28 protein-coding genes are annotated in these 24,739 nt (G+C 30.2%); 22 read left to right on the forward strand and 6 right to left on the reverse strand.

All coding sequences use genetic code 11. The annotated features are described in order from the left end of the window. Positions 1-16: 16 nt before the first annotated feature. The 14 genes from CLJU_RS05475 to scpB all read left to right on the forward strand — a co-directional run bounded on the left by CLJU_RS05475 (position 17) and on the right by scpB (position 12,873). Positions 17-841, forward strand: a complete 825-nt coding sequence (locus tag CLJU_RS05475) for a TlyA family RNA methyltransferase (protein WP_013237782.1) — start codon at positions 17-19, stop codon at positions 839-841. Beyond that, a complete protein-coding gene (locus tag CLJU_RS05480) occupies positions 838-1,695 on the forward strand; it encodes an NAD(+)/NADH kinase (protein WP_013237783.1) in 858 nt (285 codons plus the stop codon). The genes CLJU_RS05475 and CLJU_RS05480 overlap by 4 nt, the downstream gene beginning before the upstream one ends. After that, on the forward strand, positions 1,682-2,134 hold the full coding sequence (locus tag CLJU_RS05485; protein ID WP_013237784.1) for an arginine repressor: 453 nt from the start codon (positions 1,682-1,684) through the stop codon (positions 2,132-2,134). Before CLJU_RS05480 ends, CLJU_RS05485 begins: the two co-directional genes overlap by 14 nt. A gap of 11 nt (positions 2,135-2,145) precedes the next feature. Next, positions 2,146-3,843, forward strand: coding sequence for a DNA repair protein RecN (recN, locus tag CLJU_RS05490; protein WP_013237785.1), 1,698 nt, complete (start codon positions 2,146-2,148; stop codon positions 3,841-3,843). A 172-nt stretch (positions 3,844-4,015) separates the two neighbouring features. Continuing rightward, positions 4,016-5,122 carry a SpoIVB peptidase gene (gene spoIVB, locus CLJU_RS05495; RefSeq protein ID WP_013237786.1) on the forward strand — a complete coding sequence of 369 codons (1,107 nt, stop codon included), beginning with the start codon at positions 4,016-4,018 and terminating at the stop codon, positions 5,120-5,122. Positions 5,123-5,339: 217 nt separating this feature from the next. Further along, positions 5,340-6,155, forward strand: a complete 816-nt coding sequence (gene spo0A, locus CLJU_RS05500) for a sporulation transcription factor Spo0A (protein WP_013237787.1) — start codon at positions 5,340-5,342, stop codon at positions 6,153-6,155. Positions 6,156-6,223: 68 nt separating this feature from the next. Beyond that, positions 6,224-6,394, forward strand: a complete 171-nt coding sequence (locus tag CLJU_RS22550; protein WP_013237788.1) for a hypothetical protein — start codon at positions 6,224-6,226, stop codon at positions 6,392-6,394. A 109-nt stretch (positions 6,395-6,503) separates the two neighbouring features. Continuing rightward, on the forward strand, positions 6,504-7,025 hold the full coding sequence (locus tag CLJU_RS05505; protein WP_013237789.1) for an NUDIX hydrolase: 522 nt from the start codon (positions 6,504-6,506) through the stop codon (positions 7,023-7,025). A 68-nt stretch (positions 7,026-7,093) separates the two neighbouring features. Then, on the forward strand, positions 7,094-7,744 hold the full coding sequence (gene spoIIM / locus CLJU_RS05510) for a stage II sporulation protein M (RefSeq protein WP_013237790.1): 651 nt from the start codon (positions 7,094-7,096) through the stop codon (positions 7,742-7,744). 258 nt (positions 7,745-8,002) lie between these two features. Then, positions 8,003-8,881: a site-specific tyrosine recombinase gene (locus CLJU_RS05520; protein WP_013237791.1), complete on the forward strand. Its 879-nt coding sequence runs from the start codon at positions 8,003-8,005 to the stop codon at positions 8,879-8,881. Between the two features lie 134 nt (positions 8,882-9,015). Further along, a complete protein-coding gene (locus CLJU_RS05525; RefSeq protein ID WP_029170125.1) occupies positions 9,016-10,227 on the forward strand; it encodes a D-alanyl-D-alanine carboxypeptidase family protein in 1,212 nt (403 codons plus the stop codon). Between the two features lie 158 nt (positions 10,228-10,385). Next, positions 10,386-11,552: a tRNA nucleotidyltransferase/poly(A) polymerase family protein gene (locus CLJU_RS05530; protein ID WP_013237793.1), complete on the forward strand. Its 1,167-nt coding sequence runs from the start codon at positions 10,386-10,388 to the stop codon at positions 11,550-11,552. Further along, the gene (locus CLJU_RS05535; protein WP_013237794.1) at positions 11,553-12,308 is read left to right on the forward strand and encodes a segregation/condensation protein A; all 756 of its coding nucleotides are present in this window, start codon (positions 11,553-11,555) and stop codon (positions 12,306-12,308) included. It begins immediately after the preceding gene. Next, positions 12,298-12,873, forward strand: coding sequence for an SMC-Scp complex subunit ScpB (scpB, locus tag CLJU_RS05540; RefSeq protein WP_013237795.1), 576 nt, complete (start codon positions 12,298-12,300; stop codon positions 12,871-12,873). The genes CLJU_RS05535 and scpB overlap by 11 nt, the downstream gene beginning before the upstream one ends. A gap of 54 nt (positions 12,874-12,927) precedes the next feature. Here scpB and ytfJ read toward each other — a convergent pair whose 3' ends face one another. Together ytfJ and CLJU_RS05550 are read right to left on the reverse strand one after the other, a co-directional pair. Continuing rightward, positions 12,928-13,368 carry a GerW family sporulation protein gene (ytfJ, locus tag CLJU_RS05545; protein WP_013237796.1) on the reverse strand — a complete coding sequence of 147 codons (441 nt, stop codon included), beginning with the start codon at positions 13,366-13,368 and terminating at the stop codon, positions 12,928-12,930. 67 nt (positions 13,369-13,435) lie between these two features. Continuing rightward, the gene (locus tag CLJU_RS05550; RefSeq protein WP_013237797.1) at positions 13,436-13,936 is read right to left on the reverse strand and encodes a DUF2953 domain-containing protein; all 501 of its coding nucleotides are present in this window, start codon (positions 13,934-13,936) and stop codon (positions 13,436-13,438) included. A 291-nt stretch (positions 13,937-14,227) separates the two neighbouring features. Here CLJU_RS05550 and CLJU_RS05555 point away from each other — a divergent pair, with 291 nt between their 5' ends. Beyond that, positions 14,228-15,331 (forward strand): D-alanyl-D-alanine carboxypeptidase family protein, encoded by a 1,104-nt coding sequence (locus CLJU_RS05555; protein ID WP_013237798.1) that lies wholly within the window; start codon positions 14,228-14,230, stop codon positions 15,329-15,331. Positions 15,332-15,912: 581 nt separating this feature from the next. Here CLJU_RS05555 and CLJU_RS05560 read toward each other — a convergent pair. Then, positions 15,913-16,392: a hypothetical protein gene (locus CLJU_RS05560; protein WP_023163064.1), complete on the reverse strand. Its 480-nt coding sequence runs from the start codon at positions 16,390-16,392 to the stop codon at positions 15,913-15,915. 579 nt (positions 16,393-16,971) lie between these two features. Between CLJU_RS05560 and CLJU_RS05565 the strand changes: the two genes are divergently transcribed. The 7 genes from CLJU_RS05565 to rnfB all read left to right on the forward strand — a co-directional run bounded on the left by CLJU_RS05565 (position 16,972) and on the right by rnfB (position 22,648). After that, positions 16,972-17,388 carry a SoxR reducing system RseC family protein gene (locus CLJU_RS05565; RefSeq protein ID WP_013237800.1) on the forward strand — a complete coding sequence of 139 codons (417 nt, stop codon included), beginning with the start codon at positions 16,972-16,974 and terminating at the stop codon, positions 17,386-17,388. A gap of 213 nt (positions 17,389-17,601) precedes the next feature. Then, positions 17,602-18,975, forward strand: a complete 1,374-nt coding sequence (gene rsxC, locus CLJU_RS05570; protein WP_013237801.1) for an electron transport complex subunit RsxC — start codon at positions 17,602-17,604, stop codon at positions 18,973-18,975. A gap of 18 nt (positions 18,976-18,993) precedes the next feature. Beyond that, a complete protein-coding gene (locus CLJU_RS05575; protein WP_013237802.1) occupies positions 18,994-19,989 on the forward strand; it encodes an RnfABCDGE type electron transport complex subunit D in 996 nt (331 codons plus the stop codon). A 6-nt stretch (positions 19,990-19,995) separates the two neighbouring features. After that, entirely contained in the window at positions 19,996-20,553 is a 558-nt protein-coding gene (locus CLJU_RS05580; RefSeq protein WP_013237803.1) for an RnfABCDGE type electron transport complex subunit G, read from the forward strand. Between the two features lie 2 nt (positions 20,554-20,555). Beyond that, positions 20,556-21,197 (forward strand): electron transport complex subunit RsxE, encoded by a 642-nt coding sequence (rsxE, locus tag CLJU_RS05585; RefSeq protein WP_013237804.1) that lies wholly within the window; start codon positions 20,556-20,558, stop codon positions 21,195-21,197. Continuing rightward, positions 21,197-21,778: an electron transport complex protein RnfA gene (locus CLJU_RS05590; RefSeq protein WP_013237805.1), complete on the forward strand. Its 582-nt coding sequence runs from the start codon at positions 21,197-21,199 to the stop codon at positions 21,776-21,778. Before rsxE ends, CLJU_RS05590 begins: the two co-directional genes overlap by 1 nt. 15 nt (positions 21,779-21,793) lie before the next feature. Further along, on the forward strand, positions 21,794-22,648 hold the full coding sequence (gene rnfB, locus CLJU_RS05595) for an RnfABCDGE type electron transport complex subunit B (RefSeq protein ID WP_013237806.1): 855 nt from the start codon (positions 21,794-21,796) through the stop codon (positions 22,646-22,648). Positions 22,649-22,902: 254 nt separating this feature from the next. Here rnfB and CLJU_RS05600 read toward each other — a convergent pair whose 3' ends face one another. From CLJU_RS05600 to CLJU_RS05610, 3 genes are all read right to left on the reverse strand, one after another. After that, the gene (locus CLJU_RS05600) at positions 22,903-23,421 is read right to left on the reverse strand and encodes a Gx transporter family protein (protein ID WP_013237807.1); all 519 of its coding nucleotides are present in this window, start codon (positions 23,419-23,421) and stop codon (positions 22,903-22,905) included. Positions 23,422-23,449: 28 nt separating this feature from the next. Further along, entirely contained in the window at positions 23,450-23,833 is a 384-nt protein-coding gene (locus tag CLJU_RS05605; protein ID WP_013237808.1) for a NusG domain II-containing protein, read from the reverse strand. A 205-nt stretch (positions 23,834-24,038) separates the two neighbouring features. Continuing rightward, positions 24,039-24,695 carry a DUF4397 domain-containing protein gene (locus CLJU_RS05610; RefSeq protein WP_013237809.1) on the reverse strand — a complete coding sequence of 219 codons (657 nt, stop codon included), beginning with the start codon at positions 24,693-24,695 and terminating at the stop codon, positions 24,039-24,041. Between the last annotated feature and the right edge of the window lie 44 nt (positions 24,696-24,739).

The raw sequence follows: 24,739 nt of genomic DNA on the forward strand, positions 1-24,739 counted from the left end.
AGTGAGGTAGTTTATTATGTCAGAACCAAAAGAAAGATTGGACGTACTTTTAGTAGAAAAAGGCATTTTTCAATCTAGAGAAAGGGCTAAAGCCAGTATTATGGCTGGAGAAGTATTTATTGATGGACAGAGAGTAGATAAATGTGGACAGAAGATAAAAAAAAGTTCCAATATAGAATTTAGAGGAGAAAAACTTCCTTTTGTAAGTAGGGGAGGATTGAAATTACAAAAAGCTGTAAAAGAATTTAATATTAACTTAAATGATAAAGTATGCATGGATATAGGTGCATCTACAGGTGGGTTTACAGATTGCATGCTTCAAAATGGAGCTAAAAAAGTATTTTCAATAGATGTGGGATATGGGCAATTTGCGTGGAAACTCAGGATAGATGATAGAGTGGTTTGTATGGAAAGGACAAATATAAGATATGTAACGCCTGAGGATATAGGTGAATATGCAGATTTTGCAAGTATAGATGTTTCCTTTATATCTCTAAAAAAAGTTGTACCTGTAGTTAGTAACTTACTGAAAGAAAATGGTAGTATAATGGCACTTATAAAGCCACAGTTTGAAGCTGGAAGAGAAAGGGTAGGAAAAAAGGGTGTAGTAAGGGAAAAATCTACTCACATAGATGTGATAAACGAAATTATAACTTTTTTGAGAGAAAATAATTTAAAAATAATTTCATTGAGTTATTCTCCTGTAAAGGGTCCGGAAGGAAATATAGAGTATTTAGTATATTTTACTAAGAAAAGTGATTTTAAGGAGTCGTTCATAGATGAAGATATAATAAACATAGTAAACTCATCTCATTGTGAACTAAATGGGGAGGAACTATGAAAAATATAGGAATTAACGTTAATACAACAAAAGATCCAGATAAAAAAATGTTAAATTTCATAAAAAAAACAATACATAGCATAGATAAAAGTGTAAAAGTAAAAGTATATGAAAATTGTGATGGATTAGATAAGGATGAAAGCGCTAAGTTAGATGTAATTATAGTATTAGGAGGGGATGGTACTATATTAAATACATCAAAACATATACTTGATTCAAATACACCTATACTGGGAGTAAACATAGGGCATTTAGGATTCTTAGCACAGGTGGAGGTAAACAGTATAGAGAACGCACTCAAAAAATTATTTAATGGAAATTATGTAATTGAAGAGAGGAATATGATTCAATGCATCTATGATGATGGAAATGGACCAAAGACATATGATGGATTAAATGATGTAGTATTATACAAGGGTATTAAGTCAAGGATACAGAGATATGATGTTTATATAAATGAGAACTTTTACAATACATTTAGTGGTGATGGTATTATTGTATCTACGTCTACAGGATCTACAGGATATAATCTTTCTGCAGGGGGACCTATAATATATCCATCTTTAGATATATTATGTCTTACTCCTATGTATTCGCAGTTTTTAACATCTAGAACCATTGTACTGGACAATAGATGTTGTATAACTATAGCAGTTAGAAAAAATTTTAAAAATATATTTTTATCAATAGATGGCCAGGAATGGATTGAAGTAAATGGACCAAATACTATAGAAGTAAGAAGATCTAAAAATAAAAGAAAGTTTATAAAATTTGATGATAATAATTATTTTGATACATTAAAAGATAAAATTAATTTTAAGGCAAAAGAAGGTGAAGTATATGAAGGTAACTAGACATGCTAAGATACTTGAAATTATAAATTCAAATGATATTGAAACTCAGGAAGAATTAGCGGATAGACTAAAAAAAAGCGGTATGAATGTAACACAAGCCACGGTTTCAAGGGATATAAAAGAATTAAAACTTATAAAAGTATTATCTGATAGTGGAAAATATAAATATGCAACTATTTCACATACGAAAAATTTCTTATCCAATAAACTTGTAAATATATTTTCTCAGACTGTAACAAGTGTGGAAAATATAGAAAATTTCATAATAGTAAAAACAATTTCAGGGTCTGCTTCTGCGGCAGCTGAAGCCATAGATTCTTTAAATTTTGTTGGAATAGCTGGAAGTATAGCTGGTGATAACACTATATTTGTAATGACTAGAGATGGAGAAAGTGCTCACATAATAACTCAAAAAATGAAAAAAATGATTTCTCAGTAGGAGGCTATTTTATGCTGCTTCAATTGAATATAAAAAATTTTGCACTTATAGAAAAGTTGACTATATCCTTTGAATCAGGTTTTAATGTATTTTCTGGTGAAACTGGAGCAGGTAAATCTATATTGATTGATGCAATAAACTATGTACTTGGAGGGAAATTTAATAAGAATTTGATAAGGACAGGAGAAAATAAGACTTTTGTAGAAGCAGTTTTTACTATAGAGAACCCAAAAACTTTTGAGATTTTAGAAGAAAAAGATATGAAATCAGAAGAAGATTTAGTAATAATAAGCAGAGAATCTTTTCAATCAGGAAGAACTGTAGCAAAGATAAATGGTAAATCTATTTTATTGTCTGATTTAAGAGATATAAGTAGTACACTGCTTGATATACATGGCCAACATGATAATCAAAATTTACTTTCAGAACAAAACCATATAGATTACTTGGACTATTATGGTGAAAATTTTATTTCTGAGACAATGAAAGAATATAAAAAAAATTATCAGCATTTAAATAATATAAAAGATAAAATATATGAACTTTCGGGCAAAAGTGAAGATAGAGAAAAGCTAATAGATTTTTTAAAGTATCAGATAAATGAAATAAATTCAGCAGATTTAAAAGAAACGGAAGAAAAAGAACTGGATAAAAAATTTAATGTTTTATCTAATGCTGAAAAAATAAACAATGTAATAAACAAATGCTATATAGCCCTTTATAGTGGGGAAGAGGGAAAAAACTCCATATATGATAATTTCGGAATAGTTTTAAAACAGTTGAATTCCATAAAGAATATTATGCCTAAAATAGGAGATATGTGCACTTCACTTGAAAATATATATTATGCCATGGAAGGTAATATAGATGAAATAAGAAGTATGAAAGATAGTGTTTATTGTGATAAAAACGAATTGGAATATATAAATAGCAGAATATATCAGATAAATGGTTTAAAAAAAAAATATGGTAATACTATAAAGGACATATTAGATTATAGAGATAAGATAAAAACTCAATATGAGGAAATGAAAAATGCCTCTGATGTAATAAAAAATTTAAATTCGGAAAAAATAAAGTTAGAAAATTTACTTAAAATTAAAAGTGAAAAACTTCATGAAATGCGATGTAAAACAGCTCATGTTTTAGAAAAAAATATAAAAAATGAGTTGAATTTCATAGGACTTGAACACAGTATCTTTAAAATAGAAGTTAATTTTGAAGATAAATTTACTTCAAAAGGAATGGATAAGGTAAAGTTTTGTATATCTACTAATCTAGGTGAACCTCTAAAACCTTTGGAAAATGTAGTTTCAGGAGGAGAGCTTTCAAGAATAATGTTAGCATTAAAAACTGTATTTGTAGATAAGGATCATATTCCATCTGTTATATTTGATGAAATAGATACAGGAATAAGTGGAAGAATAGCACAGAGTGTAGCGGAAAAAATGTATACTATATCTAAAAAACATCAGGTTTTTTGTGTTACACACCTACCTCAAATAGCATGTATGTCTGATACCCATTATTGGGTTTCAAAAAATATTAGCAACAATAAAACCTATACGAAAGTTAAAAAGATGAAAAAAACAGAAAAAGAATGTGAAATAGCTAGAATGATAGGAGGGGAAAAAGTTACAAAGCTTACTTTAGAACATGCGAAAGAACTTGTTAGAATGGCAGATTCTAAAAAGTGTAAAATTAAATAGTAGAAACTAAAGAAGTTATCTCCAAAAGTCAGGAGGTGACTTTTAACTTTTTGAATAAAATTTATATTTTTGAAGAATACATTAACTTTAAATGCATCTATATGATAGCATAATAAGATATTTAAAAGGGCAACTTAAATGTAGAAAACAGTGTAACACAGGAGGTAAAAGCATGGGTAAAAAAATTAAACACAGATTATGCTGGATGTCCATTCCTATCCTGTTTATGATGTTAGTTGCCTATTATGGATTGTATGATGATGGAAAAAGATCCAATTTAGTTCAAGTTTCTCACGCTAAATCAGCATTTAATACAGCTGCAGCCAGTAATGTTAATGTATACTTAGGCGGAGAACCTATTGGGGTAAAACTAAATACTAAAGGAGTATTGGTAGTAGCGCTTTCAGATATAGAAACTTCAAGGGGAAAAGTTACAAGTCCTGCTGCATTGGCAGGAATACAAGTAGGAGATAATATAATTAAGGTAAATGATGTTTATGTAAAAAATGCCGAACAAACTCAAACTGAAATAAATAAAGCAAAGGAAAAAAGCATAAAAATATTAGTAGAGAGAAATGGAAAAAGTATGGAAAAAACAGTAAAGCCTGTAAGTGCATTAGAAGGTAATAATTATAAGATAGGGCTTTGGATAAGAGATTCTACGGCAGGAATAGGTACTTTGACTTTTTATGATGAAAAAAGTGGTATGTTTGCAGCATTAGGGCATCCTATAACTGATATAGATACAGGAACAAAACTAAATATAAATTCAGGAGAAATAGTAAGTGCCTCTATTGTATCAATTAAGAAAGGTCTTGAGGGAAATCCTGGAGAATTAAAAGGTATATTTGTAAATGAAGATGTGAAATTAGGAGATATAACAAAGAATACAGAATGTGGAGTTTTTGGAAAGGTAAATACAAATTTTAAATGTAAGAGTTCTAAAAGCATAAAAATATGCCTAAAAAAAGATATTAAGGAAGGTCCTGCTAAGATTTTTACAACTATATCTGGGGAAAAGCCAGAATATTATGATATACAAATAGAAAAACTATTATCACAAAATTCACCTGGACCTAAGAGCATGGTTATAAAAGTAACGGATCCTAGACTTTTAGCCAAAACTGGTGGAATAGTTCAGGGAATGAGCGGAAGTCCTATAATACAAAATAACAAATTAGTTGGGGCTGTCACTCATGTGCTTATAAATAAGCCTCAGGTAGGATATGGAATTTATATAGACTGGATGCTCAAAGATGCAAATATAATGTCAAAATAAAGAGTACAAAATGTTTTAAATAATTATAAAAAATATGGTAAAATAAGAATAGTATAGTATATGATACTAAAGATAGCATTTAATATGCTATCTTTTAATTTTTTTCGTAATAAAATTTTCATGTAATTTATATAAAAAGAAGGAATTAAAATTCCTTTGTCGAATTTATTATTTGTTAAGATATGGCAATTAGCTAAAAAGAGGGGGAGTAAATAGTATGGAGGAATCAAAAATAAGTGTAATTATCGCAGATGATAATGCTGAATTTTGCAGTATTCTCAACGATTATCTTTTAAATCAGAGGGATATATTAGTTACAGGAGTTGCAAAGGATGGGATAGAGGCTCTTAAATTAATCGAAGAGAAAAAGCCAGACTTAGTAGTACTGGATATAATAATGCCTCACCTTGACGGACTTGGTGTTTTAGAGCGATTAAATAATATGAATATGAGTCCAATGCCAAGAGTAATAGTTTTGTCTGCAGTAGGACAGGATAAAATAACTCAAAGGGCTATAACATTAGGTGCAGATTATTATGTAGTAAAGCCTTTTAATATGGAAGTGTTTACGAAAAGAATAAGGCAGATGTTTAATAATGTTATAAGTAGTGGAGATGAAGTAAAGAAAACAGTATCCATTATGGATAATGAAGAAATAAAGTTTTCAAGAGATGATCCTACTAATTTGGAACAGGAAATAACTAATATAATACACGAAATAGGTGTTCCAGCACATATAAAAGGATATATGTACTTGAGAGAGGCAATAACCATGGTAGTAAACGATATGGAACTATTATCGGCAGTTACAAAAGAGCTATATCCATCTATAGCTAAAAAATATAATACCACTGCCAGCAGGGTAGAAAGGGCTATAAGGCATGCTATAGAAGTAGCTTGGTCTAGAGGCCAGGTGGAAACTATAAATAAAATTTTTGGTTATACTATACATAATGATAAGGGTAAGCCCACAAATTCAGAGTTTATAGCCATGGTTGCTGATAAATTAAGATTAAAAAATAAGGTAAGCTAAAAAGTTAAAATATCTTCCATTCATTTTAATTTAAAGAATGGAAGTTTTTTAAAAGGAGCATATAACCCATGAAAATAGAATTAGAATTAGAAGATATAAAGAATATACAAAATTTAATTAAAAGTAGAATAAATGAACTTAGAGAAAAAATGTCAAACGATTCAGATAGGGAAGAGGAGCTAAGACAAATTATAAGATATTATAAAACATTAGCAAAAAATATAGAAAAACAACTTTAACTTCATTTAATTGACAATGAGATTGGTAAAGTATAAAATTAATTAAAATAATTAATTTTATGAAATTTTAAGTAGTAATTTTACAAAATAGATAAAGAGGTGCATAAATATGGATTTTACTGAAAAAACTATAAAGCAAGAAAACATATACAAAGGAAAAATTATTGATGTTAATGTCCATACTGTAAAACTTCCTAATGGTAGAGAATCTAAAAGGGAAATAGTAAATCACTGTGGTGGAGTAGCAATACTGGCATATAAAGACAGTAATACGTTGTTTATGGTGGAACAGTTTAGAAAACCTATAGAACATGTGCTTCTTGAAATACCAGCAGGTAAAATTGAGCAAAATGAAGATATGGAAAGCTGCGGAAGAAGAGAACTGGAAGAGGAGATAGGATATAAGGCTAAAAAATTTGAATATCTGGGTAAGGTAGTTACGAGCCCTGGTTTTTGTGATGAATATATATATATTTTCAAAGCTGAAGATTTATATAAGGGAAGAAATGATATTTGCGATGAAGATGAATTCATAAATGTGCGGGAAGTTAAATTGAATAAAATTAAGGAAATGATAAAAAAGGGAGAAATAATAGATGCAAAGACCATTTGTGCGTTTATGATGGTATAACATAGTCATATAACTCTTTTGTAAATCATAAATTATAAAAAGATGATGAACAAAAGGGGGATAAAGTTATGTTGGAAAATAAACTATCAAGTTTAATAAATGGGCACATTAAAAATAATTTTTGGTTATATGTTATAAGTATATTATGTGTATTTACAGGGGTAGTACTAGGTATATATAGCGTTAGATACATGGGTGGATTTGAGAAAAGTGATCTTTTGAGCTACCTTAAAAATTTTACGACTACAATAGGATCAGGAAGTGTAAATTACAAATCTATTTTTTTAGAAACGTTAAAAAATAATATTCCAATAATTTTAGCTGTTTGGTTTTTGGGTCTTACAATGATAGGAATACCAGTAATACTTATAATAGATATAATAAAGGGATTTACCATTGGATTTGCTATGAGTTTTATAATAAGTGGAATGGGAATAAAGGGCATGTGGATTTCACTTTTAGGTATACTTCCACAAAATATAATATATATACCATGTATAATATTTTCATCAGTGCTTGCTATGGAATTTTCACTTATGATATTTAAAGATAGATCTGGACTTAAATGGAAATCCAATGTTTTGGTTAGGTTTACATCCTACTCTGTTTGTTTTTTACTGGTAACTACTGTCATGTTTATAGGCTTTTTTATGGAAGCATATTTAACCCCAAATATGATTAAACTTATTGCAGCAAGTTTTGGGATGATGATAGTATGATTTTGAATGAAAAAAAAGCAGCATTTATTATAGTAACGTTGAAATGTTTTTTTATACTTGTATTTTTTGGCGTATTTTTACCTAGATGTATAGACTTTGTTATATATAACTTTGTTGTTAAACCTCATTCTTACGACAATAGTATATTTGTCTATAGTATATTTGGTAAAAATATCAAAGTAATATATAATTACACTATTATTTTTAACGAATTTCTTAAATTTTAAAATTGTAACTCTCGAAGAGTAGGTGGTAATTTTGGATGGACTTTTATTAGGTTATGAAGAAACCTTAGAGAAGAAACACATGAGTAAAAATACAATGGATGCCTATGTAAGGGACATAACCAGATTTTATAATTTTATAAAAGATAGGGAAGAGAATCTAGAAAATGTAGAAGTTGTATCTATAATGGCATATGTACAATATCTTCAAAAAGAAGGGAGAGCTATCTCATCTATAGTAAGAAATATAGTATCCTTGAGAAACTTTTATAAGTATTTGATGCTGAAAGGTGTTTTAAATGAAAATCCCGTTTTGTATTATCAAATTCCAAAGGTTGAACATAAAGTTCCTAAGATATTAACTATAGAAGAAGTAGACAAGCTTTTAGAAGCACCAAATTTAGATACTAATAAAGGAATAAGAGATAAGGCTATGCTAGAGGTTATGTATGCTGCAGGAATGAAGGTAATGGAGCTTTTAAGCTTAACTATATATGATATAGATTTAAAGCTTTCTTATGTAAGGTGTAGAAGCTTAAAAGAAGAGGAACGAATAGTGCCTATAGGTTCTGTGGCTGTAAAGTATTTGAAAAATTATTTGAATATAAGGCATAAATTAAATATATATAATTTAGATGTTTTGTTTCTCAATTTAAGGGGAGTGCAAATGAGCCGTCAGGGGTTTTGGAAAATAGTAAAATATTATGCAAAAGAGGCAAATATAGATAAAAACATAAATGCTTTTACGTTGAGGCATTCTTTTGCAGTGCATTTACTTCAAAATGGAGCGGATATTAAATCTGTACAGGAACTTTTGGGACATAAGGAGTTATCTGCTACTCAGATATACTCTTCAGTAATAAAAAGAAATAAAATTGCACAAGTATATAAAAAGTCTCATCCCAGGGCATAGAAAATATTTAAAAGTTAATGAAAAAAATAAAGGATTTGATGTTAAAGTCAATTTTAACATCAAATCCTTTATTTTTATGTGATAATTTTCTTGACTTAAGGAAAGAATACATCTCAAAGGAGGAGAGAAATAAAATGAGGAAAAAGCAAGGAGCTTTTAAAATAGTAAGCAATATATTAATTTTATTTTTTATTACAGTGTTGTGGTTACCAGTTGTTAATGCAGAACCTTTAAGTGAATCAAATAAAAAAGAGATGAATAGTACAGAATCAGGTTTAAATATAAATGCTAGGTCGGCATTGCTTATGGAACCTGCAAGTGGAAAAGTAATTTTTGAGAAGAGTTCTCATGAAAAATTAGAACCTGCTTCAGTTACGAAAATAATGACTATGCTTTTAACTATGGAAGCAGTGGACTCAGGAAGAATATCATTGTCAGATAAGGTAACCGTAAGTGAAAATGCAAAAAAGATGGGCGGAAGTTCGATGTTATTAGATACTGGAGAAGTTAGAAGTGTGGAAGATTTAATAAAGGGAATAGGAATAGCTTCAGGAAACGATGCAGCAGTTGCTATGGCAGAATATTTAGGAGGAAGTGAAGATCAATTTGTACAGCTTATGAATAAAAGAGCAGCAGAACTTGGAATGAAAGATACAAGTTTTAAAAATTGCACAGGACTTAGTGAAGATGGACATTTAACTACAGCCTATGATATAGCATTAATGTCTAGAGAGTTACTTAAGCATACAAGGATACTGAAATATACAGGAACATATATGGAGACAATATCAGAAGGCAGAAAAAGTCCTATAGAGTTAGTAAACCATAATAAATTAGTAAGATTTTTTAAAGGGTGTGATGGATTAAAAACTGGGTTTACCAGTTCTGCTAAGTACTGTATATCTGCAACTGCAACTAGAGATGGTGCAAGAATGTTGGCTGTAATAATGGGCTCTCCTACATATAAGGTGAGGAATAAAGATGCATCTATGATGATGAATTATGGATTTTCCAAGTACTTTGGAAAGAATATTTTAAAAAAGGGAGCTGATGTAGAAAAGATTCCTCTAAATAAAGCAGGAGATAGATTTTTTATTGCTAAAGCTTCAGAAGATTTAAAGGTGGTAGTTGAAAAGGGAAAAGAAAGTAAAATTACTTATAAGTGTGTAATAGATAAAAATAAAAAGCAATACAAAAAAGGCGAAAAAGTTGGGTATTGTGATGTATATGTAAATGGAGAGGCTTTAGGAAAAGTTAACTTATATAGCGACAGGGATGTAAAAAAGTTAGGCATATTTGGGAACTTTAAAGATAGTTTAAAAAATATTTTACAGAAAGGGCAATAGTTTATATATTTTTAATATATAATGTATAATGAAAACAGGAAATTCGATTGGGTTATTGGATTTTTAAAACTCGTTGAATTTCCTGTTGATTTGTTTAAGGCATTTGAAGGAAAATAACAAGCCAAAGATGCCTAAAGCGCAGGAAAGGAAAGAAAGACATGAATATTTTAAAGGCGTTTACTATAGAGCAAATACAAATTATAAATTTAATAAAAGCTATATGTAAAAGTAATGGTATAAAGGCTTATATAGTAGGAGGGGCCGTTAGAGATGCGTTCCTTGGAAATAAAGTAAAAGATATTGATATATGTATAGACAAAAATCCTAATTTTATTATAGGCAAATTGAATGGAATTAAATGCTTTCAGTATTATGATAAATTCCAAACAGCTTCTTTGTTATTTCAAAATGAGGTAAATATAGACTTAATAAGGTGTAGAAAAGAATACTATGCTAGAGATGGTGAACTTCCTATAATTGATCCGTCTAACATATACAATGATTTGAGAAGAAGAGATTTTACGGCTAATGCATTGGCTTATGATATAGTAACAGGAAGTTTAATAGATATTTATGGTGGATTGGAAGATATAAAAAATAAAAGCCTACAAAAGATACATTTAAATAGTTATAGAGAAGATCCTACTAGAATATTCAGAGCAGTAAAGTATGCAGTAAGGTATGGCTTTGATTTAAAAGATAAGGATGAAATAATTAATTGTGTGAATGAAGGCGTGTTTAATTTGATAAGCAATGATAGAATAGTAAAAGAAATATACCACTTATGTGAGGAAAAAATGTGGATAAAAAATATTTTAATGTGTGGTAATTTGAAGATTTTTAATGTTAACAGAGAAAAATTAGAAATAGGAAACGAAAACTACAATAATACAGATAAAAGAATTTTAAGATTATTTTATGCGCTTGAAGACAAAAAGTGCGCTCATATATTAGGTGAAAATTCAGTCTTGGATAGCAAGCTAAAAGTTTCGATAAAAAATTTTACAGAAAATTATCAAAAAATAGCCAGCCTAATTCTAAATGCTATGGATAATTATGAATTGTATAAAATATTAAAGGGCATAAATGATTATGGGCTTATACTTTTAAAATGGAATGACAAACTTAAGTATAAGATTTATAATTATGTTCATAATATGTATCATTATAAATCGTCTTTAAATGGAAAATTCATAAGTTCTATTGGAATACAAAATGGAAAAGCTATAGGAGAAGTTTTAAATTACATGACAAAGATTGAATTAAATTCTATGATAAAGTATGGAAAAAAATATTTAGTAAAAAATTTAGGAGAGATTATTTAGATGTCTTTAAATATAAAAATAGAAAATTTTGAGGGTCCTTTTGATCTGCTTCTTCACCTTATAAAAAAAAATAAAATGAACATATATGATATAAAAATATATGAGATTACGGAACAATATCTTCAGTACGTAAATAATATGAGAGACATGGACTTAGATGTGGCCTCTGAGTTTATAGTTATAGCAGCATCACTTATAGAAATAAAATCAAAAATGCTTTTACCTAAAACTCAGTTAAATGAAGATGATAATGAGGATGAAAAAGATCCTAGAAAAGAATTAGTAGACAAGCTTCTTCAATATAAAAAATTTAAAGCAGTAGCTGCATTTTTGAAAAAGAGAGAAATAGGCTTAGAAAAAATGTTTGGAAAAAAACCAGAGATAATTGAACAAGTGAATATGGGTACAAGTCCTGAACAATTTTTAAAGGGAATTACTATGTTAGATTTGTATCGGGTTTACAGTCATCTTATGGATAGCTATGTAAATAAACTTAACAACGGAAATGTCATGGGCAGGGAAATATCCTTAGATAAGTTTAAATTACAGGATAAGATGTTATATATACGAGAAATTATTCAAACTAAGCCTCAAATTAGGTTTTCTGTTGTTTTAAAAAAATGTTCTTTTAAAATAGAGAAGGTCGTAACTTTTATTGCACTTTTAGAACTTATAAAACTTAAAATAGTATCCGTAATGCAGTATGAAAATTTTGATGAAATCTATGTGGAAAGGATAATTGAAAATGAGAAATAATAATGAGAAAAGTACTAACAGCGAAATTGCTCAAGAAAAGGATTTAACAAAAGATGAATATTTTTCCATAATAGAATCATTATTGTTTGTATCTGGCGAACCTCTTACTCTTAAGCAAATTGCTTCAATAATAAAACTCAGTAGTAAACGTACAAAGGATTTACTTAAGGATATGACAGTTAAGTACAGACAGAAATCTAGAGGAATAAAAATTTTAAACAATGAGGATAAGTACAGTTTAGTTACTAAAACGGAAAATAGTTATTACGTTGAAGAATTACTTGGGAATAACTCAAGACAATCCCTATCTCAAGCATCATTGGAAACCTTAGCTATTATTGCTTATAAACAGCCTATAACTAGAATAGATATAGATGAAATAAGGGGAGTAAAAAGTGATAGGGCAATATCAACTTTGGTTGAAAGAAAACTGATAAAAGAAAATGGAAGATTGAGTGTGCCTGGGAGACCCATATTATATGGTACTACGGAAGAGTTCTTAAAATATTTTGGGCTTGAAAATATAAATGAAATTCCGAGTATTGAGGAATTTCATCTTGATTAATTTAGGTATATTCAAAAAATTATAGTGTATTATGTAAGTGAAGAAGAGGAATGACTATTCTTCTTCTTCCTTTTTTTCTTCTTCTTTCTTTTTATCAGAGTTATGTTTGGATTTTGGAGACTTAGAATTCATCATTCCTCTTATTACATCCATTACCTGTGGAATTGAATCTACTATCTTATCATAGGTGTTATTTTGATCTAAAGATAAAAGTCTTATAGAGTCACCTTTTGTGACTAAAAAAGCCACAGGTTTTACCGTAACTCCAGCTCCTGACCCACCACCAAAAGGATATTCTGGATTAGGTGATTCTTCATGGCTTACGTCGAATTCGCTTCCTCCAGATGCAAATCCAAAGGATACCCTTGAAATTGGTATTATAAGAGAACCGTCTTTTGATTCTACAGCATCGCCTACTATGGTATTTACATCTATCATATCTTTTAAATTTTCCATAGTGCTTTTTAATAAATTTTCTATAGGATGGTTATCCATAAAAATTCCTCCTTTACTATTCATTCTTAACTTAAAAATATGCATAGATTATAGTTTTTTTACACTTTTAGCTGTGCTTAAATAGTTTTATATACATATAAATAATTTTAGCTAAACTAATGTAAATTATACTTGATATTTCTAAATTAAAATAAAAACTGTTAAAAACAGGTTTTACGTGTAATTCTTTTTTCTTCACTACAAAAATATTTTTGATTAGAGCAAATATAAAAGTGCTTAATGTTGGTATAAGCCCATAGGTTATGGCAGTATAGGCTGCATCATCTAACCCATAAATGAGTTTTACCTTAATTTTTATATGGGGTTTAAATTTTAATTTTTTAAGGGATTTCAAATTTACTTTGAAATTATTTATGAGGAATGAGGACTTTTTCTTTCTTTCAAGAGGGGGTTTATTATCTTTTAAATTAAATTTGTTTATAACATTTAAATTATAAATTTTTAGTGAGAAGGCTTTATTGATATAGTTTATTTTTATTTTAAGAGGTATAGGAATAAATACCAAAACAAATAATATTAAGATAAATAAAATAAGTAATTTAATCAATATTTAAATCCCCCCATTTAAAAGGTTTTATTATTAATAATTATTACCTTAATAGTGAATTATATACTAATTTAGAATGAGTTTTACTAGTAATATATTTGTTTTAGGGAAAAGTATTTAGTATAGCTAAGAGTTAAGAAGCGAGAGCTGAGAGTTATGGATGATTTTCTTAAGTTCTAAATTTAAGATTTTTGTACTGTAGAGAAAAAAATCCTCATTCACTATCTACTCTCCATTATCCACTTTTCACTTAATAATCTATTGAGAGGAAGGAGATAAACTATATAAATTATGAAATTTAAAAAGAGTTTATCATATATAGTAATAACATTTATACTTTTTAATATTTGCAGCTATACTGTGTTTGCAGATGATAAAAATTCATCTTTTCGAGAACCTAATATAAATGCACGCTGTGCTATAGCTATGGATAGTAAATCAAAAGTAATTATGTATCAAAAAAATGCTTCTGAATTAGTACCGATGGCAAGTACGACTAAAATAATGACAGTACTAGTTGCAATAAAATATGGAAAATTAGATGAAAAAGTACAAATATCATCTAGATCAGCAGGGATAAGGGGGTCTGTGGTAGGCTATAAAAAAGGAGAAAGCATAACTTTAAAGGAACTTTTATATGGACTTATGTTGAGGTCAGGAAATGATGCAGCTATAGCTATTTCAGAAGGTGTAAGTGGAAGTGTAGAAGAATTTGTGAAACTTATGAATGAATATGCTAGTGAAATAGGTGTAATAAACACTCATTTTAAGACACCTCATGGACTCGACAAAGAAGAACATTACACCACGGCGTATGACCTTGCAGTACTTACATCTATAGCTAAAAACAACACACTATTTAATGAAATCGTTAGTTCGAAAGATGTGGATGGACCACAAAATGGATTTACAAGAAGCTATCACAATATCAATAAAATTCTTTGGAAAATTCCAGATGCAAATGGTGTTAAGACAGGTTATACGGGTAAGGCAGGAAAATGTTTAGTTACATCTACAAAAGTTCAAGGAAATGATGTTATAATAGTAGTTTTAAATTGCCCTAGAAGATGGGAAGAAACAGAAAAAATATATAAATATGTTGATAAAAATTTTAAGTTTAACAAGTTATTTTCTAAAGGAGATAAAGCTCTTGAGTTAAGAGTAAACAAAAAGGATTTAAAGTTAGAATGTGAAGATGATGTTATAGTGCCTATAAAAAATGGATTCAAGTGCAGTGTTAAAATTATAAAACCTCAAAGAATAAAATATTCGGTTAACAAGGGTGATAGAATAGGAATGCTTTGTATATATGAAGGGGATAAAAAGATATATAGTACGTCCCTTAGAGCTTCCAATAGCATAAAAGTGAAAAAATTCATCAAATGGATATTTTAATTAGAAATTCTATAGAGTTTCTAAGTAGAAAGTTTACTTATACTAACAAAAATCATCACACTAAAAACTTTTTATAAGTCTAAAAAAGTTCAGTATTTAGAAAATCTAAAGAAGCTTATATAAACAGAGTTCTTGGTATCGGGTGGAGTTTTGCTCCGTCTGATGCTTAGAAATCGTTATCTAGGGACGTATCTGCTGTTTATTCCCACTTGGATAAGTGGGAATATTAGAGCAGATAGTCATCGGATAAACTCGTACCTGAAACATATATAATCTTCTAAGATTTTCTAAAATGCTTCACTAAGACTTATAAAAAAAGTTTTTAAGTGTGATTTCAATTTTGTTAGTATATTTTATATATAAGTTAAAATTTCAATTAAAATCACTATAGATAGTTACCTTACAATTTATATAGTTTTTCTAACTTAAAAATCAAGTTATATGCAAGCATATTTTTACAATAATGAAGCTCTTTAAAAATTTTTTGCTTAGCCTTATCAAAATATTTAACGAGCTGAAGGTTGTAAAAATATCCGAAGCATAAGTTAATTTTTCGTTTGAAAACCTCATTGAAGTATATGTTAATGGCAGAAAAAAAGTTCTTCTTTTTTGGAGTCTTCTAGTAAAGTGAATCTTTTTATAGGATAAGTACTATTCCCTTTTATATTTTTTAAAGTATTTTCTAGAAACTTATCACTAAACTTAACTTGTGAATCTTTTTTAATTTCATTATATATAGTATATTCTATATGAGGAGGGGTAGCATCTACTATATAAACCGGAAAAAGATTTTCTATAGGCTTGTTTACAAGTGCATATTGATATAGTGAAGCATCGACAATAACACCTCGGTATACATTAAAACAATGGGCAAAACTCCTACTATAGTTTTTATTTATGTAAATACGCAATATGCCTTGCATAGCAGGAACATCCATATCTTCATGCTTACAAATTTGGTATATAAGGGAGGCTATTAAGGGACCGTTATTTGAAATAGTATATTTATTAATGCAATATTTGCATACATTTTTTAAAAAAGTTTTTTCAGAAATGTTCATATCTATTATCATCTCCTAATTTTGAAATCTAATATATCTATTAAATCATATTTTCATATGTAAATAAATAAGTTTTTATGCAATTTTGAAAAAGGTATTTGCATAAAACGGCTTGAAATCAATAGTTAACGCAATAGTTATTCTTTTAGCATACATTAAGTCAACAAAATTAGCATGTAATAATTATGAATAATTATTACATATATTCAATATTATATTAAAAAAAATACTTTGTTTTAAGTATAAAGTAAAAAAATAGGCATAAATGTAACAAAAACTGTTAATTTTTTGTGTCAATAATTTTTGTTATATTATTTTAATTAAATTTTTCACATGTATAATTAAAAGTAAGATAGATATTCTAATGTACTTACTTAGGTAGAAAAACATGTATACAAAATTAAAAAACTATTATAACACATAGTATCAATATTGAAGGTAATACTGTTCAATATCGATACAGATAAAAAAAATATATAATACAGAAGAAAAAATTATAAATTTGTGGTATAATATAAAGTATAGTAATTTAAGTTTAAACCTCGTGAAAACGCTAACAAATAATAGGAGGTGTATTATATGAAAAGAGAATCGGAGGGTATTGTAATTGAAACAAGTGAAAGTATTGCAAAAGTAAGAGCTAGTAGACACGGAGATTGTAAAAGTTGTGGTGCTTGTCCTGGTGATAATGCTATAGTTGTAGATGCAAAAAATCCGGTTGGAGCAAAACCTGGTCAACATGTTGTTTTTGAAATAAAGGATGCAAATATGTTATGGGCAGCCTTTATTGTATATATACTACCGCTTATTGGAATCCTTATAGGTGCATTAATAGGAACATGGATAGGTGGAAAATTAGGTCATTCTTTAAGAGAGTTTCAAATAGGTGGGGGAGTATTATTTTTCATTTTATCATTGATATATATAAAAATATTTGATAGATCTACAAGCAAAAATGAGAGTAAAAAGCCAGTAATCACAAAGATATTGTATTGAGTAATTTGTGTACAAACTTTAATTAATGGAGAGACTTTTAAAACTAACTTACATTTAATAGATAAATTGTCATTATATATTATTTGCTATAGTATATAATTTTATAACAAATTATGGAAAACTCCGTAATTTGTTATAAAAATTATGTTTATATTTATTTTGCAGTTTCGTTTATATACATGCTGTAAAAATTATTGAAAGAGGTGTTTAAGAGTGTTAAAAAGTTTTCGAGGTGGAGTACACCCGGATGATAGCAAAAAGTACACAGCTAATAAACCTATAGAAATAGCACCTATACCAGATAAGGTGTTTATTCCCGTTAGACAGCATATAGGTGCTCCTACATCTCCTGTAGTACAAAAAGGAGATGAGGTAAAAAAGGGACAACTTATTGCGAAAAGTGATGCTTTTGTTTCAGCCAATATATATGCATCTACTTCTGGAAAGGTTGTAGATATAGGAGATTACCCACATCCTGGTTTTGGAAAATGTCAAGCTATAGTTATTGAAAAGGATGGAAAAGATGAGTGGGTAGAAGGAATACCAACTTCACGTAATTGGAAAGAGCTAAGTGTAAAAGAAATGCTTGGAATAATAAGAGAGGCAGGCATTGTAGGAATGGGAGGCGCAACTTTTCCTGTTCATGTTAAGCTTGCACCACCACCAGATAAAAAAGTAGATGTTTTTATTTTGAATGGTGCTGAGTGTGAACCTTATTTAACTGCAGATTATAGGTCAATGTTGGAAAATTCAGACAAGGTAGTTGCTGGAGTTCAAATAATTATGAAAATCCTCAATGTGGAAAAGGCATTTGTAGGTATTGAAGATAATAAACCAAAAGCTATAGAAGCTATGAAAAAGGCTTTTGAAGGTACAAAAGTGCAAGTAGTAGGCCTTCCTACAAAGTATCCTCAGGGTGCTGAAAAAATGCTTATAAATGTTTTGACAGGTAGAGAAGTTCCATCAGGTGGATTGCCTGCAGATGTAGGTGCGGTTGTTCAAAATGTAGGCACATGCATAGCAATAAGTGATGCAGTGGAGAGAGGAATTCCACTTATACAGAGGGTTACAACTATAAGTGGAGGTGCTATTAAAGAGCCTAAGAATATATTAGTTAGAATTGGAACTACATTTAAAGATGCTATTGATTTTTGTGGAGGATTTAAGGAGGAACCAGTTAAAATAATTTCAGGTGGACCTATGATGGGATTTGCCCAATCAAATTTGGATATTCCAATAATGAAGGGTTCATCAGGAATACTTGGTTTAACTAAAAATGATGTAAATGATGGAAAAGAATCTTCTTGCATTAGATGTGGCAGATGTCTAAAAGCTTGTCCTATGCACTTAAATCCAAGTATGTTAAGTATCCTTGGACAAAAAGATTTATATCAAGAGGCTAAGGAAGAGTATAATCTTTTGGACTGTGTAGAATGCGGTAGCTGTGTGTATACATGTCCTGCTAAACGAAAAATTGTACAGTATATTAGATATTTAAAATCAGAAAATAGAGCTGCAGGTGAAAGAGAAAAAGCTAAAGCAGCTAAGGCTAAAGAAAAGAAAGAAAAAGAAGAGGTCTTAAAATAATAAAGGAGTGATAATAAAATGGCGGAAGCACAGATAAAGAAAAATATTTTTACTATTTCGTCATCACCTCATGTTCGTTGTGATGAATCTGTTTCTAAGATAATGTGGAGTGTCTGTTTAGCACTAACTCCAGCTGCGGTTTTTGGTGTATTTAATTTTGGCATTCATGCTTTAGAAGTAATTATAACAGGAATTATAGCTGCTGTAGTTACGGAGTACTTTGTAGAAAAAGTTAGAAATAAACCTATAACTATTACAGATGGAAGTGCTTTTTTAACAGGACTTTTGCTTTCTATGTGTTTACCTCCTGATATTCCACCTTATATGGTAGCTATAGGATCTTTTATAGCAATAGCAATAGCTAAACATTCTATGGGAGGACTTGGTCAGAACATATTTAATCCAGCTCATATTGGAAGGGCTGCGCTAATGGTTTCCTGGCCTGTAGCAATGACAACATGGTCAAAATTAAGTGCCAGTGGTGTAGATGCTGTAACAACAGCAACTCCTCTTGGAATTTTAAAACTTCAAGGTTATTCAAAATTACTTGAAACCTTTGGAGGACAGGGTGCACTTTACAAGGCAATGTTCTTAGGTACTAGAAATGGAAGTATAGGAGAAACTTCTACAATATTACTTGTTTTAGGTGGACTTTATCTTATATATAAAAAATATATTAACTGGCAGATTCCAGTAGTAATGATTGGTACTGTAGGAATACTTACTTGGGCTTTTGGAGGAACTACGGGAATTTTTACAGGAGATCCTGTATTTCATATGATGGCAGGTGGACTTGTAATAGGTGCTTTCTTCATGGCTACTGATATGGTAACAATTCCTATGACTATTAAAGGACAGATTATTTTTGCATTAGGTGCAGGTGCATTAACATCGCTTATAAGATTAAAAGGTGGTTATCCAGAAGGCGTATGTTATTCAATATTACTTATGAATGCAGTTACTCCTCTAATAGATAAGTTTACACAGCCAGTTAAATTTGGGACAAGGAGGTAAGCTTTAATGGCTAAAGATAAAGATCAAAATAGTATTTTTGCAATTACTAAGAACTTAACCATTACATGTTTTATATCTGGAATTATAATAGCTGCAGTTTATTATATAACATCACCAGTAGCAGCGCAAAAACAGGTTCAAATACAAAATGATACCATGAGAGTTTTAGTCAATGATGCTGACAAGTTTAATAAAGTGAATGGTAAAAAAGATTGGTACGCAGCTCAAAAAGGGAATAAGACCATTGCATATGTTGTACCTGCAGAGAGTAAAGGTTACGGTGGGGCTATAGAGCTATTGGTAGCTGTTACTCCAGATGGAAAAGTAATAGATTTCAGTATTGTATCTCATAATGAAACTCCGGGACTTGGAGCAAATGCTTCAAAGGATTCTTTTAGGGGACAGTTTAAGGATAAAAAGGCAGATGCCTTAACGGTTGTAAAAGATAAGTCTAACACTAAGAACATTCAAGCCATGACAGGAGCTACAATTACGTCAAAAGCTGTAACTAAAGGAGTTAAAGAAGCTGTTGAGCAAGTTACTACGTTTACGGGAGGTAAGTAATTATGAAGAATTTGTGGAATATATTTAAAAAAGGATTGATTGCAGAAAACCCCATATTCGTGCTTGCGCTTAGTTTGTGTCCAGCACTGGCAACTACAAGTACAGCTGTAAATGGATTTACAATGGGGATTTGTGTGCTATTTGTTATAACTTGTAATAATACTGTGGTTTCTATAATTAAGAATGTTGTAAATCCTAAGGTACGTGTCCCTGTATATATTACTTGTATAGCAACTATTGTTACAGTAGTGGAACTTGTTATGCAGGCTTATGCGCCTCTATTATATAAACAATTGGGAATTTATTTAGCATTGGTAGTTGTATTTGCTATAATACTTGCCCGTGCAGAGACGTTTGCATCTAAAAATCCTGTAGTTCCTTCTTTCTTTGATGGACTTGGAATGGGATGCGGATTTACTTTAGCACTTACTATAATAGGAATGATACGTGAATTATTTGGATCTGGAGCTATATTCGGTGTTAATGTATTTGGGGCTTCATATAATCCAGCTTTGATTATGATACTTCCACCTGGAGGATTCATACTCATAGGATATTTAGTTGCTATAGTAAAAGTTTATAATCAACATATGGAGAAAATTAAAATGCAAAAATTAGAAAAAGCAAATGGAGGTGAAGCATAATGGCATCTTACCTTACTCTTTTTATAAGTGCAGTAGTTGTAAATAACTATGTGCTGACAAGGTTTTTAGGACTGTGTATATTCTTTGGAGTTTCTAAAAATTTAAATGCATCTGTAGGTATGGGTATGGCTGTTACTTCTGTTATTACGATGAGTTCAATATTGGCCTGGGTAGTATATCATTTTGTACTTATACCATTTAATTTAACTTTCTTGAAAACGGTAGTTTTTGTACTTCTTATTGCCAGTTTTGTGCAGCTTTTGGAGACTATTATTAAAAAGCAGGCACCAGCCCTATATAATATGTGGGGAATATACCTTCTTTTAATAGCTACAAACTGTATCGTACTTGCTGTACCTATACTAAATGCTGATTCTAACTTTAATTTTTTACAGAGTGTTGTTAATGCGATAGGATCTGGGCTGGGCTTTGCTATGGCTATAATTTTGATGGCAAGCCTTAGAGAAAAATTGAGATTAGCAGATGTACCTAAACCGTTAGAAGGTCTTGGAGTAGCTTTTATTTTAGCAGGAATGTTAGCTCTGGCTTTCCTTGGTTTTTCAGGTATGATTTCTATATAGAAAGGAGCTAATAAAATGAATACCGTGATTATGATTTTAGTTGTAATGACTATTATAGGTCTTATATTTGGACTTGTTTTAGCCTATGTAAATAAAAGATTTGCAATGGAAGTGAATCCACTTGTAGACTTAGTAGAAGATGTACTTCCAAAAGGCCAATGTGGAGGGTGTGGATTTGCAGGATGTAAAGCTTATGCAGAAGCTGTTGTTTTAGACGAGAGTGTACCTCCAAATCTTTGTGTACCTGGAAAAGCAGCAGTTGCAGAACAGGTAGCAAAGTTAACAGGTAAATCTGCTCCACCTATTGAACCTAGAGTTGCACATGTAAGATGCGGTGGAGACTGTACAAAGGCAGTTAAAAATTTTGAATATGAAGGTATACATGATTGTGTAGCTGCAAATTTACTTGAAGGTGGACCTAAAGCTTGCAAATATGGATGCCTGGGATTTGGAACATGTGTAAAGAGCTGTCCTTTTGGAGCTATGGCAATGGGCTCAAATGGACTTCCAATAATTGATACAGATATATGTACAGGTTGTGGTACCTGTGTAAGTGCGTGTCCAAAACAGGTACTTGGATTTAGACCTGTAGGTTCTAAAGTAATGGTTAATTGTAATTCTAAAAATAAAGGTGGAGCTGTACGTAAGGCGTGCAGTGTAGGATGTCTTGGATGCGGATTGTGCGCTAAAAATTGTCCAAATGATGCCATTAAAGTAGAGAATAATTTGGCAGTAGTAGATCAAAGTATTTGTGCATCATGCAGTGAAGCTACCTGTCTTGCTAAATGTCCTACAGGAGCTATTAAGGCTATTGTAAGTGGTACAGACTTACAACAGCAGAGCAAGAATGAAGCTGCTGCAAATTCATAATGGCAGTGGAGCAAAGCTTAAATTTGCTGATATTAATAATATAATTAGAGTAATATCAAGTGATTCTTAGGTTCAGGTGGAGTTTGCTTATAAGGAATACACTTTCCTCCATATGAACCTTAGAAGAACTTATCCAGGTGCGTAGCAGTGCTTATCCCCCATTTTGAAGAAGATAGGGGGTGTTAGCAATGGTAGCAATCGGATAAAAAATGTGCTGCGATTTTGCAGCACATTTTTTTATACCTATGGTGGAGTTACTTATTTTTTAATTCTTTAAACATAGGAATTTTATATAAGTTATTAGTTAGGAATTTCACGCACCAACCTATAAAGTATCCTGTGATTATAGCAGAGATTAAAAGCACCGGTAGATATATGTATATCCTAAAATCTTGAATTACTATAGAAGCTACTAAAAGTTGGCCTATGTTGTGAAATATTGCCCCGCATATGCTTATAGTCCATAGACTTAAGGAATTTTTAAAATATTTGTATAGAAGGATCATAACAATGTTACTTAAAATTCCTCCGGCTATGCTGAACATAAAGGTAGACATTGTCCCACCAAACATAGATCCTAGAAGCGTCCTTAAAAACATAATTAGTAAGGCTTCTTTCCATCCTATAAGTATAAGTGCAGCTAGGGAAATTGTATTTGCAAGTCCTAATTTTATTCCGGGAAATAAAACCGGAACTTGAGTTTCTATTATGTATATGACTAAAGCCATACTTGTTAGAAAGCTTAAAAAAACCATTTTCCTTGTTTTATTCATTAATCACACCTTGATTTTTAATATAATTTTAACTGGATATATCATCGTATTTAGAATTATTTCCCTCTAGTTTAATTATTAATTTATGGGGAAGACATATAATACTTTGACCTGGTTCGGATATCCATCCGGTTTTTACACAAATTTTATCAGGGCAATCTGCGTCTTTTATGCGTATTTTACCATTTTCTATTTCTATCAAATTATAGTGAGATTTATTGTATTTTACTGTAAGTTCTTTTGTGTTTTTTACTTTAGTTAAGTCTATTGTATCTATAATTTTACCATCTTGCTTTATTACAGCTATTTTATGTGAACCCTTTACATATGAACGGTATATAAATACTCCAGCACAACTTGCAATTATTAGTATTAAAATTAATACTGCAGCAATTTTATCCCCTTTTTTCATATTAACACTCCCATGCTTTGTATAATTACAGAAAATTAAGTGATGACCTATCTATGATTTTACTATAACAAAAGGTCATTTACAATGTTACTGTAATAAAAACTTGAATTTTAGTGTGATAAACTATTAGAGTATTTCTACCAATTTAAATAATTAGAATATTAATTCCGATAAAAAAAGACCGTCTCTAGGGAGACAGCCTTTTTTAGTGCAAATAGCTATTGCCATCCAGGGGAATTAGAACTTGAAGCTTAGGATCACGTGATACATTACCTACGGCATATACGCTGTAAAATCTATTTGGAATAATTCTGATATTTGGAATATAAAGAACTTTTTTACCAGAATCGGAGGTAAATACTTCTAACGTGTATTTGCCAGGGCTTACAGGAAGATATCTGGTAACTCCTTTATAAGATACGTTTGGAAACAATACATTTCCATTAGGCAATTTTACATCTACACTAGGTGCGTCTGGGGAAAGATGAACAAATCTTATAAAAGCCTTACCTGGTATCTTAGGACGTCTTACATCTTCTATAGATAGTAAACCCATATTTGGATAATTGCCTATAGAAGACATAGTGAATATTTTCCCAGCAGATATAGGCAGCCTTTTATCCAAAATAGGATTTAAATTATTTCCTGATGGGAAAATTTTTATGTTGTATACCCCTGAAGGTACACTTACATAGTCAGAGAAAGATTTATAGGTTAAATTTTTGAAGATACGCCTATCGTTTAAATACACATCTATTGCAGGAGAATTAGGACTGGCATTTAGAAACCTTATATAAGAAATAGGATCTATTTCAGGCATTCTGTAAAAACTTTCATAGCTGTAATAAGGGCAAATAAACATTACAGTCACCTTTCATTAAATTGATACACTAATAATATATGTGT

The organism is Clostridium ljungdahlii DSM 13528 (assembly GCF_000143685.1).
Taxonomy (GTDB): domain Bacteria; phylum Bacillota; class Clostridia; order Clostridiales; family Clostridiaceae; genus Clostridium_B; species Clostridium_B ljungdahlii.

Coding starts and splice junctions, on each gene's coding strand:
- CLJU_RS05530 (WP_013237793.1), top strand. CDS start 10,386: ATGAATATTTTAAAGGCGTTTACTATAGAGCAAATACAAATTATAAAT.
- CLJU_RS05580 (WP_013237803.1), top strand. CDS start 19,996: ATGGCTAAAGATAAAGATCAAAATAGTATTTTTGCAATTACTAAGAAC.
- CLJU_RS05590 (WP_013237805.1), top strand. CDS start 21,197: ATGGCATCTTACCTTACTCTTTTTATAAGTGCAGTAGTTGTAAATAAC.
- scpB (WP_013237795.1), top strand. CDS start 12,298: ATGAGAAATAATAATGAGAAAAGTACTAACAGCGAAATTGCTCAAGAA.
- CLJU_RS05480 (WP_013237783.1), top strand. CDS start 838: ATGAAAAATATAGGAATTAACGTTAATACAACAAAAGATCCAGATAAA.
- CLJU_RS05565 (WP_013237800.1), top strand. CDS start 16,972: ATGAAAAGAGAATCGGAGGGTATTGTAATTGAAACAAGTGAAAGTATT.
- ytfJ (WP_013237796.1), bottom strand. CDS start 13,368: ATGGATAACCATCCTATAGAAAATTTATTAAAAAGCACTATGGAAAAT.
- rnfB (WP_013237806.1), top strand. CDS start 21,794: ATGAATACCGTGATTATGATTTTAGTTGTAATGACTATTATAGGTCTT.
- spoIVB (WP_013237786.1), top strand. CDS start 4,016: ATGGGTAAAAAAATTAAACACAGATTATGCTGGATGTCCATTCCTATC.
- CLJU_RS05485 (WP_013237784.1), top strand. CDS start 1,682: ATGAAGGTAACTAGACATGCTAAGATACTTGAAATTATAAATTCAAAT.
- CLJU_RS05475 (WP_013237782.1), top strand. CDS start 17: ATGTCAGAACCAAAAGAAAGATTGGACGTACTTTTAGTAGAAAAAGGC.
- CLJU_RS05600 (WP_013237807.1), bottom strand. CDS start 23,421: ATGAATAAAACAAGGAAAATGGTTTTTTTAAGCTTTCTAACAAGTATG.
- spoIIM (WP_013237790.1), top strand. CDS start 7,094: ATGTTGGAAAATAAACTATCAAGTTTAATAAATGGGCACATTAAAAAT.
- CLJU_RS05505 (WP_013237789.1), top strand. CDS start 6,504: ATGGATTTTACTGAAAAAACTATAAAGCAAGAAAACATATACAAAGGA.
- recN (WP_013237785.1), top strand. CDS start 2,146: ATGCTGCTTCAATTGAATATAAAAAATTTTGCACTTATAGAAAAGTTG.
- CLJU_RS05575 (WP_013237802.1), top strand. CDS start 18,994: ATGGCGGAAGCACAGATAAAGAAAAATATTTTTACTATTTCGTCATCA.
- CLJU_RS05555 (WP_013237798.1), top strand. CDS start 14,228: ATGAAATTTAAAAAGAGTTTATCATATATAGTAATAACATTTATACTT.
- CLJU_RS05525 (WP_029170125.1), top strand. CDS start 9,016: ATGAGGAAAAAGCAAGGAGCTTTTAAAATAGTAAGCAATATATTAATT.
- CLJU_RS05560 (WP_023163064.1), bottom strand. CDS start 16,392: ATGAACATTTCTGAAAAAACTTTTTTAAAAAATGTATGCAAATATTGC.
- CLJU_RS05605 (WP_013237808.1), bottom strand. CDS start 23,833: ATGAAAAAAGGGGATAAAATTGCTGCAGTATTAATTTTAATACTAATA.
- spo0A (WP_013237787.1), top strand. CDS start 5,340: ATGGAGGAATCAAAAATAAGTGTAATTATCGCAGATGATAATGCTGAA.
- CLJU_RS22550 (WP_013237788.1), top strand. CDS start 6,224: ATGAAAATAGAATTAGAATTAGAAGATATAAAGAATATACAAAATTTA.
- CLJU_RS05610 (WP_013237809.1), bottom strand. CDS start 24,695: ATGTTTATTTGCCCTTATTACAGCTATGAAAGTTTTTACAGAATGCCT.
- rsxE (WP_013237804.1), top strand. CDS start 20,556: ATGAAGAATTTGTGGAATATATTTAAAAAAGGATTGATTGCAGAAAAC.
- CLJU_RS05535 (WP_013237794.1), top strand. CDS start 11,553: ATGTCTTTAAATATAAAAATAGAAAATTTTGAGGGTCCTTTTGATCTG.